Below are 16,072 nucleotides of genomic sequence, written 5' to 3'. Positions count from 1 at the left end.
ACTATTTCTGACCTGACTATCGACGATGCATAACGTGGCTTTCCACAAGGAGGCATCCATGCAAACGTTCAGCTGCCAATGCGGCAACCCGCTGTTCTTCGAAAATACCCACTGCGTGGCCTGTGAGTCGGAAGTCGGCTGGTGCCCGGCCTGCAGCAATATCGTTGCCCTGGCCCCTCTGGAAGGCGGCGGATACCGCTGCACTCACGAAGGCTGCGGCACCCACTTGATGAAGTGCCACAATTACGCGGTAGAGAACGTATGCAACCGCATGGTGATCATGGCCGAAGGCGAAGCCGACACGCTGTGCGACTGCTGTCGCTACAACGATGTGATTCCCGACCTGAATGTAGCGGGTCACCGCGAGCGCTGGGCCGCACTGGAAGCTGCCAAGCGTCGTCTGTTCCACACCCTGGAGATTCTCAAGCTCCCACACGGGACCCAGGGCGATGATATTCGCGTCCCCTTGAGCTTCTCGTTCATGGCCGACGCCCTCCCCGACAAAGGGCTCTGGCGCTCCACCGCGAATCAGGAGAAGGTCTATACCGGCCATGCCAACGGCCATATCACCATCAACGTCAAGGAAGCCGACGACGTCGAGCGTGAGCGACTGCGGGTGGACATGAACGAGTCCCACCGCACCCTGATCGGCCATTTTCGCCATGAGGTAGGGCATTACTACTGGGACTTGTTGGTCAAGGATCAGGACGAGGCCGCCAGCTGCCGAGTGTTTGGCGACCATAACGACCCCACCTATGGTGATGCGCTGGAAACCTACTACCAGCAAGGCGCGCCGGCCGACTGGCCGACCCGGTTCATCTCTGCCTATGCCTCCATGCACCCGTGGGAGGACTTTGCCGAAACCTTCGCGTTTTATCTGGACATGGTGGCCGTGCTGGATACCGCTCTGCACATGGGAATTTCACGAGCCGAATATGACGGCACGCTGGACAGCATGTTACGGGCGTTTCATCAGGTAGGCATGGCCGTCAATGAACTCAACCGCGACATGGGGCTACTGGACCTGGCACCGGGGGTGCTGCCACCCCCGGTACGCGACAAGCTGGCGTACCTTCACGAACTGATCCACAACACCAGCGCCGACGCTCGCTCCGCGTGATCAATCGTTGTCATGATCACCCAGGTGGCCCTGGCTTTGACGCTGGGACACCCTGGGCACGTTGTCGCTGTTCACGAAATACGTGGCCCTGAGCGTGTCATGGATCGCGGCAAAGCCGATCTGCAGCTCGTCGACGAACGCATGCAGCTTGCTGGGCGAGTGAGCCAGCGCCTGGATATCGGCGTCGACCACATCGGCCCGTACCAGCGACACCGTAGCGGCCACCCGATCCTGCCGAGGCAGCAGCTGCAGCTCCTGGCCCAGCGTTTCCAGGCTACAGGCAATCGAGCGCGGCAGGTTCGGGTCTTGTAGCAGGAAGCGCAGCACATCGGGGCCCCGCACTCTCAGCCGCACTTCCTGACGATACATCTGATAAGCCGTCAGGGACTTGAGCACGCTCATCCACTGCAGGTTCTCGAACGGCAGCAGCTCTTCAGGGTTCTGGGGCAACAGGCTTGCCGAGCGCACGTCCACGATACGCGTGGTCATGTCGGCCCGTTCCAGATGCCTTCCCAACTGGATGAAGGTACGTGCCGAGCCATGACTCAACGTGCCTTCGATCAGACCAGTCAGCGTCTGGCAGCCACGAATCACGTTCTTCAAGAAGGAGTCTCGACGGCGCGGGCTGACGCCGTTTTCCGCGTGGTCGGCCACGCTCAGATAGAGCTGATTGACCTCCTCCCAGATTTCCCTGGGCACCACGTCCCGAGTAGTGCGCAGGTTTTCCCGAGCGCTGGCCAACGCCGAGAGAATCGAGCTGCCATTTTGCGCATCGGCACATAAAAAATGCACCACGCTACGCTCGTCAAAGCTGGAATGGCGCTCGTTGAACGCCTCAAGGGTGCCGGTCATTTCGATCAGCGGCGCCCAGCCCAGCGGCAGGTGGTGCGGCAGGTCGAGCATCAGGTGACTATTGACGCTCAACAGCCGCGCGGTGTCTTCGGCCCGCTCGATGTAGCGCGCCATCCAGTACAGGTTTTCAGCTACGCGTGACAGCATGGCGCTAGACTCCTTCCTGCTCGGCGGCATCAGCCGCGTGCTCATCGACCTCGACGATCCAGGTATCCTTGCTGCCGCCCCCTTGAGAAGAGTTGACCACCAGCGAGCCTTCCACCAGCGCCACGCGGGTCAAGCCTCCCGTGGTCACATGGGTTTCAGGGCCGGAAAGAATGAACGGGCGCAGGTCCACATGGCGCGGTTGCGGCAAGCCGTTGGCCAGGGTGGGCGTGGTGGAGAGCGCCAGCGTAGGCTGGGCCATGTAGTTGCGCGGGTTCTCCTTGATCAGGCGGGCGAACTCGTCACGGGTTTCCTTGGTGGAGCGAGGCCCGATCAGCATGCCATACCCGCCGGACTCATTGGCAGGCTTCACCACCAGCTCATCGAGGTGATCCAGTACGTACTTGCGGTCTTCATCGAACATGCACAGGTAGCTGGGCACGTTGGGCAACAGCGGTTCCTGGTCCAGATAGTAGCGGATCAGCTCTGGCACAAAGGCGTATACCACCTTGTCGTCTGCCACGCCTGCCCCTGGCGCATTGGCCAGCGCCACCTTGCCCGCCCGCCAGGCGCGCATCAGCCCAGGCACGCCCAGCATCGAATGCGGATTGAAGGCTTCAGGGTCCAGAAACTCGTCATCCACACGACGATAAATGACATCCACTCGCCGCAGCCCCTCCACCGTTCGCATGTAGACCACGTCATCGTCGTCCACCAGCATGTCGCTACCCTGCACCAGCTCGACCCCCATCTGCTGGGCAAGATAGGCGTGTTCGAAATAGGCCGAGTTGTAAATACCAGGGGTCAATACCACGACCTGAGGGTCATCGCCGGGACGGGGAGACATGGCCGCCAGCATGTCATACAGCTGCGCCACGTAGTCGTCTACTGGCAGGATTTTGCCCGACGCAAACAGCTCAGGTAGCACCCGTTTGGTGACGTTGCGGTTTTCCAGCATGTAGGAGACCCCGGAAGGAATCCGCAGATTATCCTCCAGCACGTAGAGTGTGCCATCGCCGCCGCGTACCAAATCAGAGCCACAAATATGCGCCCAGATACCATGAGGCGGGTTAATGCCCACACACTGCGGGCGAAAATTAGCCGACTGAGCAAGCACTTCCGCAGGCAGCACTTTGTCCTTGACCACTTTCTGATCGTGATAAAGATCGTCGATAAAGAGATTGAGTGCTTGGACGCGCTGTTTTAAACCGGCTTCCGTCTTGCGCCACTCATGGGCCGGTATGATCCGGGGCACAATATCGAATGGCCAGGCGCGGTCGATCATTGCCCCTTCGGAATACACGGTAAACGTAATCCCCATGGTACGAATGGCGATTTCCGCAGCGGTTTTTCTTTCCGCTAACTCTTCGGCGCTAAACCGAGCCAGCATATTACAAAGCTCATCGGCAGAAGCTCTGGGTTTGCCCGGCGCTTCTAGCAACTCATCGTAAAAATCACGGCACGCATAGTTGTTCCAATTGACTTGGCTCATGGGCGCTCTCCTGGCGCTGGGGTGGAAGCGGCAACTTCCTTGAATAATAGTGTAGGCCTGCCGCGTGCAATCGACGTATTTATTGAGCTATATAACCACGCAATACTCGTACCACCTTTCCCGATATTTCAACGCTATGGCATCTACGTTTGATAAAACGCGGCCTCTTTGTAATGCCGCGATACCTTCCCACCCCCTCACTGAACCAAACTTGTGCCTTGACCAAAAAACTCTCGAAAAAAAGCACCAATTTGGTGCAAAATTTAATTAAAAGCGGTGCGATCACAATTTTCCACACTTCTTAAACGCCCCTGTGCATATTGCAGCTGCAAAAAAGTTCAACTCCAACGATACTCTTGGGTAAATGTCTTGTTGCGTCGCAGTTCATCCGTAGCTGCGAGAATCTACGCTTTTATTTGAGGGTGGCTCATGACCATTCGCGTTGCCTTGCATCACCGCACAACCTATCGATTTGACCGCCCCGTCAAACTGTCACCCCATGTCGTCCGCCTGCGCCCTGCCCCCCACTGCCGCACGCATATCGATGCCTACTCGCTGAATATTTCAGGGGATGACCACTTTCTGAATTGGCAGCAAGACCCCTTTGGCAACTTTAATGCGCGTATCGTGTTTCCAGAGCCACGCAAGGAACTCACCATTGCCGTCGAGCTGGTGGCCCCCATGACGGTCATCAACCCTTTCGACTTTTTTCTCGACGATGCCGCGCAAAAAATTCCGTTCCATTATTCCGATGAGCTTCTCAAGGAGCTAGGCCCCTATCTGGAAGTCACCGAAGCAGGGCCGCGCCTAAAAGCATGGCTTAAGGAAGTACCTCGAGAGCCCACCACCAGCGTCGATTTTCTGGTGGCGCTCAACCAGCGTCTGCAACAGGACATCAGCTATCTGGTGCGTATGGAGCCCGGCGTACAAAGCTGTGAAGAAACCCTAACTCTGGCCAGTGGTTCCTGCCGCGACAGCGCCTGGTTACTGGTACAGATCCTGCGCCATTTGGGGCTGGCCGCCCGCTTCGTGTCCGGCTACCTGATTCAACTGGCTCCGGATGTCAAAGCGCTGGATGGCCCCAGCGGTACCGAGGTGGACTTTACCGACCTGCATGCCTGGACCGAAGTATTTCTGCCGGGCGCAGGCTGGGTGGGCCTGGACCCCACCTCCGGCCTGTTCGCTGGTGAAGGTCATATTCCGCTGGCCGCCACCCCCACCACTGGCAGCGCCGCGGCCATTACCGGTTTCTCCGACAAGTGCGAAGTGGAATTCGATGTCGAGATGCGCGTCGAGCGCATCCACGAAGACCCGCGCGTCACCCGCCCCTACAGCGATCAGCAATGGCAGGCCATTCTGGCGCTGGGCGACCAGGTGGATGAGGTCCTCCAGCAGCAGGATGTTCGCCTGACCATGGGGGGCGAGCCGACCTTCGTTTCCATCGACGACATGGAGAGCCCCCAGTGGAACACCGAAGCGCTGGGCGAGCACAAGCGTGAGCGCGCCGAGGCGCTGCTGACCCGACTGCAGGAAGCCTACGCGGCAGGCAGCGTCATTCAGCAGCAACAGGGCAAGTGGTACCCCGGCGAGCCGCTGCCCCGCTGGGCGCTGGCCTGTTACTGGCGCAAGGATGGTGTGCCCCTGTGGCGCGACCCCAAGTGGCTGGCCAGCACCGAAGGCGCGCCCCTCGCCAAGGTGGACGACGCCATGGTAGAGCGCTTCATTCATGCCTTGGGCGAGCGTCTGGGCGTGGCGCAGCGCCACTGGATTCCCGCCTACGAAGATGCCTACTACTACCTCTGGAAAGAGCAGACCCTGCCGGTCAGCGTCGACCCGCGTAACGCCGACCTGAAAAACGATGCCGAACGCCGTCGCCTGGCACGCCTGCTGGAGCAGGACCTGGGCGCCGTGGTGGGCTATGCGCTCCCGCTGCGCCACTCGATTGCCCAGTCTCATCGCTGGGAGAGCGGCCGCTGGCCGCTCAAGCGCGACCATCTCTTCCTGGTGCCGGGCGACTCACCCATGGGCCTGCGTCTGCCGCTGTCGGCACTGCCCTGGGCCGACCCGGAAGACCAGCCGCAGCCCCAGTCGCTGTTTGCACCGCGACCTGCGCTGGGCGACATTCACGGGGAAGTGGCGCGCCGCAATGCCGAACAGCATCGCTTCACCAGCGCCGAGCGCCATGGCCAGAGCCTGCATCCCAGCCATAGCCACCCGGAAGGCGAAGCCGTTCAGCAGCAGCCAAGCGCCGCCAACGACCGCGAACACAAGGTGATCCATACCAGCCTGTGCGTCGAGCCTCGCGAGGGCCGCCTGCATATCTTCCTGCCGCCGCTGACTCACCTGGAGCACTACCTCGACCTGTTGAGCAGCATCGAGGAAACCGCCCAGGCGCTGGCTTGCCCGGTCATGATCGAAGGCTACGCGCCGCCCCGTGACCCGCGCTTGTCCAGCTTCCAGATCACCCCGGACCCTGGTGTCATCGAGGTCAACATCATGCCGACCGACAGCTGGCCAGCGCTGGTCGCCCAGACCGAACGGCTCTACGACGAAGCCCGCCAGGCGCGGCTGGGCACCGAAAAATTCATGGTCGATGGCCGCCATACCGGCACCGGCGGCGGCAACCATGTCACGCTGGGCGGCATGACACCGGAGGATTCACCTTTTCTGCGTCGGCCGGACCTGCTGGCCAGCCTGGTGACCTACTGGCAGCACCACCCGAGCCTGTCGTATCTGTTTTCCGGGCTGTTCATTGGCCCGACCAGCCAGGCCCCGCGAGTGGATGAAGCCCGCCACGAGGCGCTCTACGAGCTGGAAATCGCCCTGCAACAGATGCCCGAAGGCCAGGTCGTTCAGCCCTGGCTGGTGGACCGACTGCTGCGTCACCTGCTCACCGACCTGACCGGCAACACCCACCGCGCCGAGTTCTGTATCGACAAGCTCTACTCACCGGACAGCGACAGCGGCCGTTTAGGGCTACTGGAGCTGCGCGGCTTTGAAATGCCCCCCCACGCCCGCATGGGCCTGATGCAGACGCTGCTCATCCGCGCTCTGGTGGCGCGCTGCTGGAAGACGCCCTACCGTGCGCGCCCGGTACGCTGGGGCAGTGCCTTGCAGGACCGCTGGATGCTGCCGCACTACCTGTGGGAAGACCTGAACGATGTGCTGCACGACCTGCGCCACCATGGGTTCGATTTCGAGCTGGAGTGGTTTGCGCCGTTCCGGGAGTTCCGTTTCCCGGTGCATGGCCGCTTGCATACTCCCATGCTCTCCATCGAGCTGCGCCAGGCCATCGAGCCCTGGCACGTGCTGGGCGAAGAGGCCACGGCAGGGGGCGCCGCCCGCTATGTGGACTCCTCGGTGGAACGCCTGGAAGTGAAGGTCAACGGCATGAGCGGCGACCGCTACGTGGTGACCTGCAATGGCCGCCAGGTGCCGCTCACTCCCACCGGGCGCAACGGCGAAGCCGTCGCAGGTGTGCGCTACCGCGCCTGGCAACCGCCATCGGCCCTGCACCCCCAGATTCCCGTGCATGCCCCGCTGGTATTCGATGTGATCGACACCTGGAACCAGCGTTCGGTGGCGGGCTGCACCTACCATGTCGTGCATCCCACGGGGCGCAGCTTCGAGACGTTCCCGGTCAATGCCTTCGAAGCCGAAGCCAGACGCCTGGGCCGCTTCAGCGACAGCGGCCACGGTCATGGCTACCAGGCGCCCATGCCAGAAACACCCAGCCAGGAACTGCCGTGTACCCTTGACCTACGCTGGAGCCCGCGCCGATGAGGAGTGTAATGCTTTCCTATCGGTGCTAGCTGCAGGATAATCCGTCCCTTACTCGCTCAGGACTCTCAGGATCATGACCGCCCCTGTCTCTCCCTCACTGCTTGAGCTCGGCGCTGCCGGGCTCATCGAGGACTACTTGAATCAGCTAGGCAAGGGACAGCCCGGCACGTTTGATGCGATGCTCGACCGTCATGGCCAACTGCGCCCAGGCTGGCAGAGCCTGCTCAGCGCTCTGGAAAGTCTGGGCGCCGAGGGTCGCTATCAGCAGCATGAAGAGCTTCAGCGGCTGCTGGCCGAGAACGGTGTCATCTTCAATATGCACGATGACACCCAAGGGCGCGCCTGGCGGCTGGACCCGCTTCCCTGGGTCATCGACCAGGCGCAGTGGCAAGCGCTGGAAATCGGCCTGACCCAACGCACGCGGCTGTTCAATGCGCTGTATGACGACCTGTACGGGCCTCGCACGCTATTCGATGCGGGCCTGCTGCCCACCCAGGCGCTGCTGGCCTCGCCCCACTTCCTGCTGCCCTGCCATGGCTCTCAGCCCAGCGACCGCCCTGCGATCAGCTTTCACGGCATCGATGTCATCCAGGATTCAGAGGGGCAGTGGCGCGTCATAGGCGACCGCTTGCAGGCTCCTTCCGGCACCGGCTTCACGCTGGAAAACCGCATCCTCATGGCCCGCGCGCTGCCTGAAATGTACCGCAACGCGCCGCTGAAGCGTCTGGCGGGTTTCCTGGACAAATACCACCGCACGCTGACCGCACTGGCCTACCAGCACCGCGACAACCCGACCGTGGTGCTGTTGACCCCAGGGCCGGGCAGCCCGCGCTATTTCGAGCATGCCTACCTGGCCAACTACCTGAACATCGACCTGGCAGAAGGCCAGGACATGGTCGTGCGCGACAGCCAGCTCTGGTTACGTACCCTGGGCGGCCTGCAACCGGTGGACGTGGTGCTGCGCCACTGCGACGATGCCTACTGCGACCCGTTGGAACTGCGCGGTGATTCGCACCTGGGCGTACCAGGGCTTTTGCAAGCCGCCCGCGCCAGCGGCGTGGCGATGTCGAATGCGCTGGGCGTAGGCGCTCTGGAGCTGCCGGAACTGGCCGACTACCTGCCAGCACTGTGCCAGCACCTGCTGGGGGAGGCGCTGTTGTTGCCCAGCGCCGATGCCCGGACACAGCCCGCCACGGCCCCCATGTTCGACCCGCACATGCAGCGGCTGTCGCCCACCACCCTGAACCTGCGCTGTTTCGTTTCCAGAGCCCCGGGCAGCGTGGCGACCCAAAGCCAACAGCCCAGCGACTATCACGTCATGCCGGGTGGGCTTGCCTGGGTGGGCCCCCCCGGCTCGCCGTCGCTCAGCAGTCCCATCGTCAAGGACGTCTGGGTGACCGCCAATACGCCCCAGCCCCACGTCAGCCAACTGCGTCAGGCACGCGGCCCCGTGGTGGCTACCCGTGATGGCACCGACCTGCCCAGCCGAGTGGCGGAAAGCCTGTTCTGGCTGGGTCGCTACGGCGAGCGGCTGGATGCCCGTGCCCGCTTGCTGCGTGAAGCCTTGATGCGCCTGATGGAGTACGACCAGGACGAAATTGCCGACCAGTTACTGAACGAACTGCTGCTGGCGCTGGAAATCACCGCCTTGAACGCCGACGGCGAAGGCGCCAAACCCCCGCTGGTGGGTTTTGCCCAAAAACGCACGGCGCTGCTGGCCCAGTTCGACGAGCGAGACCCCCAGGCCCTCAAGCCCCTGTTTGCTCATTTGCTGCGCAACGCTCGGAGCGTACGCGACCACCTGGGCGACGACTCCTGGCGGGTGGTGCATCAGCTACGCCAGCGGGTGGATACGTTCAGCCCCAGCCTGGGCGCCAGCGCCGCGCGGCGCGCCTGTGAAGGGTTATCGGCGCAAATTGCCGCTTTCTTTGGGCTATGCAACGAAACCATGCCCCATCACTACGGCTGGCGGTTCATGGACATTGGGCGCTTTCTGGACCGCGTGCTGGGGCTGCTATCGCTGCTCAAGCTGACCCTGAACGCGCCCCATTCGCCGGGGCTGGCACTCTGGGAGGTCGTGCTGGCCACCACGGACAACTTCACCGCCTATCGTCGCCGTTACCGGAGCGAGCTGCACCCCGAGGCCATTCTCGACCTGCTGCTGTTCGACGAGACCAACCCTCGCTCGGTGGGCTACATGCTCAAGCGTCTGGAACGGCAGATGGACCGCCTACCCGGCAGCTCGTCACCCTACCGCAACGCCGAGCGGCGGCTGCTGATCCAGGCCAATGCCGCCCTGCACCTGGCCGACATCGACCGTCTGAGCCATCTGGCCGACACGCCCGATGCCCAGGCCGCGTTGGAACAGCTGCTGGATGAGCTGATTGCGCCGCTCAGTGCCCTTTCGGACGCCATCAGCCACAGTCATTTCAGCCATGTAGAGCGACCGCGCCAACTTGTCAGCATGGAGCCCGACGAATGAATTACACCCTGCGGCACACCACGCGCTACCACTACAGCGCGCCCGTGACCCTGTGCCACAGCGAGGCGCGCGTGCTGCCTCGCAAGACGCAGCACCAGCAGTGCGGGGCCTCCGAGCTGGCCATCAGCCCTATGCCTCACGTACAGGCAGAGCGGCGGGACGTGTTTGGCAATCGGGTACTTTACTTCGCCATGGAAGAGGTGCACCAGACGCTGGACGTGACGGTCGTCACGCCTTTGAACACTCAACCTCTGGAGCCGCTGCCTGCCAGTTCGCCCAGTTGGGAAAGCGTGGCAGCGCAACTGCGCCAGGACAGCCGCTTCGACATGCAGCTGTATCGGCTGGATTCGCCATTCATTCGCCGCAACGATGAGCTGGCCGACTTTGCCCGCAGCTGTTTCACGCCCGGCCGCCCGCTGGTGGAAGCCGCCATGGCCCTCAACCAGACCATCTACGATACCTTCGAATACGACCCCAGCTTCACCACCCTGGCCACCCCCTTGAGTGACGTACTGGCCAACCGACGGGGCGTCTGCCAGGACTTTGCCCACCTGGCCATTGGCGCGCTGCGCTCGGTGGGCCTGCCTGCCCGCTATGTCAGCGGCTATCTGGAAACTCAGCCTCCCCCCGGCCAGCCCCGCCTGATTGGCGCCGATGCCTCCCACGCCTGGCTGGCCGTGTGGATACCCGACTGGGGCTGGCTAGCCCTGGACCCCACCAACGGCACCCTGGCCGGTGAACAGCATCCGGTGCTGGCCTGGGGTCGCGACTACGCCGATGTGGCCCCGCTCAAAGGCGTCATGAACGGCGGTGGGGAGCACCAACTCGAAGTGGAAGTGGATGTCATGCCGCTCACCGACCATAGCGCGGCCTGACCGGCCTGCGCTGGGCCCTGGCATCCGTTCACCAGGGCACATCGTCAAGGCCTGCTGACAAGGGGATAGAACCGCTCAGCGTTGAATCAGTCCGTTGGTCAGCCACGGCAGCCAGGCCAGCAGCACCAGTGTGAACAGCGTGGCCAGCAGGAAAGGCAGCAAGGCGCGGAAAATTTTCAGCGGCGGCGCGCCGGTCATGGAGGAGGCGATGAACAGCCCCGCTCCCACTGGCGGGGTCAGTAGCCCCATCACCAGCGTCAGGCACACCACCACGCCAAACTGGTAAGGGCTGATCGCAAACTGACTCTGCGCAATGGGCATCAGAATGGGCACCACCAGGATCAGTGCAGCAATGCCATCGAGGATCATGCCCACCAGCAGCAGCGCCGCAATCACCAGCAGCAGGAACACGAAAGGATCACTGGTCAGCGCAGCAATCCACGCGGCGGCCATCTGCGGCAAGCGCTCATACACCACCACCCAGCCAAACACCCCGGCGGCGGCAATCAGCATGATCACCAGCCCTGCATTCATGGCCGTACGTGCCAACACCTGCGGGAGCTGCCCCAGACGCAGGTCGCCATACACCCAGCGCCCCATCAGCAGGGCCGCCAGCGATGCCAGGGCAGCCGACTCCGTGGGCGTCGCAATGCCCAGCAGAATGCCGCCAATGATGATCACCGGAATCAGCAGCGCGGGCAGCCCCCAGAGCGCGTCGTGAAGCGCTTGCTGGCGACTGGGCCACTCTCCCTTGGGGTACTGCTGGACCAGCCCCACCAGCGCAATGACCACGAAAAAGCTGGCCCCTAACAGCAGCCCGGGCAGCAGTCCGGCAATGAACATTTCGGCAATCGGCACCTGCGCCATGACGCCAAACAGCACGAACAGCATCGAGGGCGGAATGATCGGCGATAACAAACCACCGGCGGCGGTAATCGCGGCGCTGTAGGGCTTGTCATACCCCTCCTGCTCCATGGCGGGCACCATGGCCCGCGACATGATGGCGATTTGCGACGCCGCAGAACCAATGATCGCCGCCATCATCATGTTGGCCACCAGGTTGATATACGCCAGCCCACCGCGAAACCCGCCCACCAGCAGCCGCGCCAGGGCGATCAGCCGTTTGGTCAGGCCGCCTTCGTTCATCAGCTCGCCCGCCAGCATGAACAGCGGAATGGCCAGCAGTCCATAACTCTCGATGGCGCTGAACAGCTGCTGAGGGTACGAATCGAACAGCACCGCATTGCCGGATGCCTGGATATACCACATGGCCGTGAGCGCCAGCACCAGCGCAATCGGCACCGCCCCCAGCAGCAGAATCAGAAATACCACAACGGTCATGTGCGTTCCCTCAGCCCCTGAACGGATTGCAGCAGGTTGGCCACGCCGTGCAGGCTGAGCGACAGCGCAAACCAGGGCACGATCAGCCACGCCCAGAATTTCTTGATGCCCAGCGTGGAGGTGTTTTCGGCGTAGATGAAATTGAAGGTCTGGCCCTGGAAGGCACGCACATCGAACCCGGCCTGGGCCAACGCCCAGGGTTGATACCAGCGCCAGCAGAGCCACGCCAACAGCAGCGCAAACAGCAGCACCATGGCGTCCACCGCCAAGGTAATGGCACGCTGCCCCGTGGAGGGCAACAGATCGCTGAGCAGCGTCACGGCAATGCCCTGGCGGCGCTTCAAGACCGCCCCGGCAATCAGGAACGTCATCCAGATCATGGCGTAGATAGCCAGTTCACTGACCCAGTAAAGCGGATTGCCCAGCGCCCGAAAGGCAATGTTGGCGAGGATGAGACACGTGACCGCCGCTGCCAAGGCAGCGGCGGTCATCTCTTCGTAACGGGCAAGCCTGAGGGAGAGGCGCTGCAGCATGATCATCGAAAGCCTCTGGTTCAGCGCTACTCGTCGCGCAAGCGGTCAGCTTCCGCCCGCAGGGTTTCCAGCATCGGAGCCTTGGGCGCCCAGATACCCTCCCACTGGGCGATGGCATCGGCAAAGAACTCGGCATCCGCTTCCACGATGTTGATATCCAGGGCGCGAATTTCCTCTTCCTGGGCGGCGTCCATGGCTTCGAAGCCGCTCAGCACATTGTCGAGATGCTCGGCCATGGCGGTTTCGAACAGCTCGCGATCCTGTTCCGACAGCTCACGCCACACACGCCCCGATACCACGCCGACCATGGGGAACATCATATGGTTGGAGATCAGCAGGTTTTGCGCCTGCTCATGAAATTTCAGGATCAGGATGGAATCGAAATCCATGTCGATGGCATCGACCTGACCGTTGGCCAGGGCATCGTAGACTTCCAGCAGCGGCATGGGCGCAGGCGCGGCGCCGGTGGCCGTGTAGAAATCACGGATTGGCTCGAAGGGCGTGATGCGCAGGCGCTGGCCGCGAAAATCAGCGGCGCTCTCGATGGGGCTGCGGCTGAGTACTTGACGCATACCGACCATGCCATACCCCAGCCCTACCAGGCCCACGCCTTCCGGCATCAGCTCGAGCAGCTCGGCGGCCGCCTCGGAGCGCAGCAGGCGCGCGGCATGGTTGACGTCATCCACCAGATAGGGCGCATACAGTGCACCAAAATCCGGTATCCGGTTGGAGATTTCGGCGATAGTCAAAAATGCCATGTCCAGGGCACCGGTCTGCAACTGCTGCACCATTTGCGCTTCATTGCCTAGCTGCTGGGCAGGAAAAACGCTTATGCTGTGCTCGCCGTTCGAGCGTTCGTGCACGGTTTGCGCAAAGGCTTCGGCTTCCGTCGACCAGAGGTGCTGGGCGGGCGTGATCAGCCCCAAGCGAAAGTCCCGCGCCTGGGCGCTCAGGGAAGTGACGGCCAAAGCAGCCGCCGCACAGGCCAGTGTCAGCGTTTTGAGTCGTTTCATGCAAAGCCTCTCGGGATCCCAGCGGCAAGACCAGCGTCTTGCGTTATTTTCGTTAGCGCCTTGAGAATACCCCAGCTACTTCGTTGATAACACCCGTGCTTTTGGTATCCCGCTTGACGCTCCGGCGCAAAAGACAGGATGATAGGCGCTCTTATCAGGACAATGCCATGCCGACCCACTCCGTACACCGCACGCCACCGTTTTCCACCAGCCGCCTGACTCGGCTGATGGGACTGTGCTGCCTGTTCGTGCTGTGTCTGGGCGCATCAGGCCTGGCGCCTCCCCACGTCACCGGCGGTGTCGCCTCGACCGAGCACCAGTGGGTCGGCCACGGTGAGCAGCGCAACTATGCGTATCTGCCCGAGCTGCCGCGTATTCGCCACCAGTTGCATGCGCTCGCGTCCGATGACGCGACGCTGCTCGCCATACTGGGCCAAGGCGATGACCCACTTGCCATTCAGGCACTTCCTCTGGCGGCCGGCTACCTGTCACTTTCCAACACGGCAAGCGCAGGCCTGACGCCCGCTTGCCAAGCACAACGTTACAGCTTACCCCCTGGCCGAGCCCCACCTGCCCTGCAAGCTGCCTAGGCAGTCACTCCCTTTTTGCAATATTCAGCTCTGCAGGCGCTCCACTCATCGCCTGCCGATCATGTTGGGACCCTTGTAAGGACAACGCATGTTTCCTGTGGACAAGCTCATTCTGCTGGCGGCCATCCTGCTGCTGGTGGGTATTTTATCAAGCAAGCTCTCTGCCCGTATCGGCCTGCCGGTACTGGTGCTGTTTCTGGTCATTGGCATGCTGGCGGGAGAAAGCGGCATTGGCGGCATTGCCTTCGACAACCCGCTGGGTGCCCATACGCTAGGCACGCTGGCGCTGGCCATCATTTTGTTCGATGGCGGTTTGCAAACCCCTACGTCGTCGATCAAGGCCGTCTGGAAGCCTGCGTCGCTGCTGGCCACCGTGGGCGTACTGGTCACGGCCATGCTGACCGGCGCGGCAGCGGCCTACATTCTTGACCTGCCGTTACTGGAAGGGATGCTGCTGGGTGCCATCGTGGGTTCCACGGATGCCGCAGCGGTCTTTTCCCTGCTGCGTAATGCGGGCATTCACATCAACAAGCGCTTGAAGTCGACGCTGGAGATCGAAAGCGCCTCCAACGACCCGATGGCGATCTTTCTGACCGTGGGCCTGCTCGAGGTGCTGGTCAACGGCATGCAGCCTGGCATCGGGCTGCTGCAGCTGTTCGTGGTGCAGATGGGGGTCGGCGCGCTGGTGGGCCTGGGCGTCGGCTGGCTATCGGTGAAACTGATCAACCGTATCCACCTGGCAGCGTCAGGGCTCTACCCGGTGCTGGTCGCTGCCTGTGGTTTCCTGTCGTTTGGCGTCTCTGCCAACCTGGGTGGCAGCGGTTTTCTGGCCATCTTCCTGACTGGGGTCTTCATCGGCAACCGACGCATTGCCTTCCAGCGCGGTACGTTTCTGTTCCACGACGGGCTCGCCTGGCTCAGCCAGATCGTCATGTTCGTGGTACTGGGTTTGCTGATCAACCCGCTCTCTCTGCTGGAGGTATGGTTCGAAGGCCTGGTGATTGCCGCCGTGCTGATTCTGGTGGCTCGCCCATTGGCCGTGGCGCCGATTCTGAGACTGTTTGGCTTCAACGCCCGTGAGATCAGCCTGGTGTCCTGGGTTGGCTTGCGCGGCTCGGTGCCGATCATCCTGGCGATTTTCCCGCTGATGTTCGGGCTCGAGGGGGCCGAACTGATCTTCAACGTGGTGTTCTTCGTGGTGCTGATTTCGGCTTCGATTCAGGGCACCACCCTGCCGATTGTCGCGCGCAAACTGCGGCTGACCGAGAAGCCACCGGCTGTACCCGCCGCCAGTCTGGAGATCACCGCCCTGGAAGAGGTGGATGCCGACATCGTCGAATACACCTTGAGCGAGCAGCCACGCGCCGCAGGACGGCGGCTTTCGCAGATGGCCCTGCCCGACACCACCGTGGTGGCGATGATCACCCGTGGCAAGGAGGTCATTCCGCCGCGCGGCTCCACCGAGCTTCACCCCGGCGACCACTTGTTCGTGGTACTGCGCCCGGAAACGCGCCCTTTCGTGGACTGCGTCTTTTCCGACGCGCCGGACAAGGTCAGCAGCGACTTTTCCGGCCAGCCTTTACGACTGAAGGGCAGCACGACGCTGGGCGACCTGCGCCACTCCTACGGTTTCATCTTGAACGAGCCTGAAGAGACGACGCTGGACACGCTGTTGCGCAGCCAACTCGACATGCCGCTGGCAGTCGGCGACACGCTGCATCTGGACGGCATGACGCTGAGTGTCGAAGGGATTCTGGGGGAGCGCGTTACCACCGTGGCGCTACAGCTGGCCACGCAACCACCGGAAACTTGAGAGCAGCGCTCCCATGGCGTCACACCGCCATGGG

At 62.4% G+C, this 16,072-nt stretch carries 11 protein-coding genes; 6 read left to right on the top strand and 5 right to left on the bottom strand.

What is annotated here, in order from left to right; translation table 11 throughout:
* Positions 1 to 58: 58 nt before the first annotated feature.
* Positions 59 to 1,120: a zinc-binding metallopeptidase family protein gene (locus LG409_RS04990; RefSeq protein ID WP_227407736.1), complete on the top strand. Its 1,062-nt coding sequence runs from the start codon at positions 59 to 61 to the stop codon at positions 1,118 to 1,120.
* Here the strand turns inward: LG409_RS04990 and LG409_RS04985 are convergent, their stop codons facing one another.
* Positions 1,121 to 2,119, bottom strand: coding sequence for an alpha-E domain-containing protein (locus LG409_RS04985; protein WP_227407735.1), 999 nt, complete (start codon positions 2,117 to 2,119; stop codon positions 1,121 to 1,123).
* A 4-nt stretch (positions 2,120 to 2,123) separates the two neighbouring features.
* On the bottom strand, positions 2,124 to 3,608 hold the full coding sequence (locus LG409_RS04980) for a circularly permuted type 2 ATP-grasp protein (RefSeq protein ID WP_227407734.1): 1,485 nt from the start codon (positions 3,606 to 3,608) through the stop codon (positions 2,124 to 2,126).
* Between the two features lie 429 nt (positions 3,609 to 4,037).
* Between LG409_RS04980 and LG409_RS04975 the strand changes: the two genes are divergently transcribed.
* The 3 genes from LG409_RS04975 to LG409_RS04965 all read left to right on the top strand — a co-directional run bounded on the left by LG409_RS04975 (position 4,038) and on the right by LG409_RS04965 (position 10,748).
* Positions 4,038 to 7,391 carry a transglutaminase family protein gene (locus LG409_RS04975; RefSeq protein WP_227407733.1) on the top strand — a complete coding sequence of 1,118 codons (3,354 nt, stop codon included), beginning with the start codon at positions 4,038 to 4,040 and terminating at the stop codon, positions 7,389 to 7,391.
* Positions 7,392 to 7,464: 73 nt separating this feature from the next.
* The gene (locus LG409_RS04970; protein WP_227407732.1) at positions 7,465 to 9,873 is read left to right on the top strand and encodes a circularly permuted type 2 ATP-grasp protein; all 2,409 of its coding nucleotides are present in this window, start codon (positions 7,465 to 7,467) and stop codon (positions 9,871 to 9,873) included.
* Positions 9,870 to 10,748 (top strand): transglutaminase family protein, encoded by an 879-nt coding sequence (locus LG409_RS04965; RefSeq protein ID WP_227407731.1) that lies wholly within the window; start codon positions 9,870 to 9,872, stop codon positions 10,746 to 10,748. The genes LG409_RS04970 and LG409_RS04965 overlap by 4 nt, the downstream gene beginning before the upstream one ends.
* Before the next feature lie 75 nt (positions 10,749 to 10,823).
* On the opposite strand, the gene LG409_RS04960 is transcribed toward LG409_RS04965, so the two are convergent.
* Genes LG409_RS04960 through LG409_RS04950 form a run of 3 tightly spaced genes read right to left on the bottom strand, consistent with a single transcriptional unit; the run spans position 10,824 to position 13,635 of the window.
* Entirely contained in the window at positions 10,824 to 12,089 is a 1,266-nt protein-coding gene (locus LG409_RS04960) for a TRAP transporter large permease (RefSeq protein WP_144979982.1), read from the bottom strand.
* Positions 12,086 to 12,628, bottom strand: coding sequence for a TRAP transporter small permease (locus tag LG409_RS04955; protein WP_227407730.1), 543 nt, complete (start codon positions 12,626 to 12,628; stop codon positions 12,086 to 12,088). Before LG409_RS04955 ends, LG409_RS04960 begins: the two co-directional genes overlap by 4 nt.
* A 20-nt stretch (positions 12,629 to 12,648) precedes the next feature.
* Complete coding sequence (locus LG409_RS04950; protein WP_081192342.1) at positions 12,649 to 13,635, bottom strand: TRAP transporter substrate-binding protein; 987 nt, start codon at positions 13,633 to 13,635, stop codon at positions 12,649 to 12,651.
* 167 nt (positions 13,636 to 13,802) lie between these two features.
* On the opposite strand from LG409_RS04950, the gene LG409_RS04945 reads away from it, so the two are divergent.
* Together LG409_RS04945 and LG409_RS04940 are read left to right on the top strand one after the other, a co-directional pair.
* A complete protein-coding gene (locus LG409_RS04945; protein WP_096921295.1) occupies positions 13,803 to 14,225 on the top strand; it encodes a hypothetical protein in 423 nt (140 codons plus the stop codon).
* Between the two features lie 88 nt (positions 14,226 to 14,313).
* Positions 14,314 to 16,038 (top strand): potassium/proton antiporter, encoded by a 1,725-nt coding sequence (locus tag LG409_RS04940; protein WP_039175787.1) that lies wholly within the window; start codon positions 14,314 to 14,316, stop codon positions 16,036 to 16,038.
* Positions 16,039 to 16,072: the final 34 nt, after the last annotated feature.

This window comes from Halomonas sp. NyZ770 (assembly GCF_020616575.1).
Classification (GTDB): domain Bacteria; phylum Pseudomonadota; class Gammaproteobacteria; order Pseudomonadales; family Halomonadaceae; genus Vreelandella; species Vreelandella hamiltonii.
This window is presented reverse-complemented; position numbering and strand designations above follow the sequence as displayed.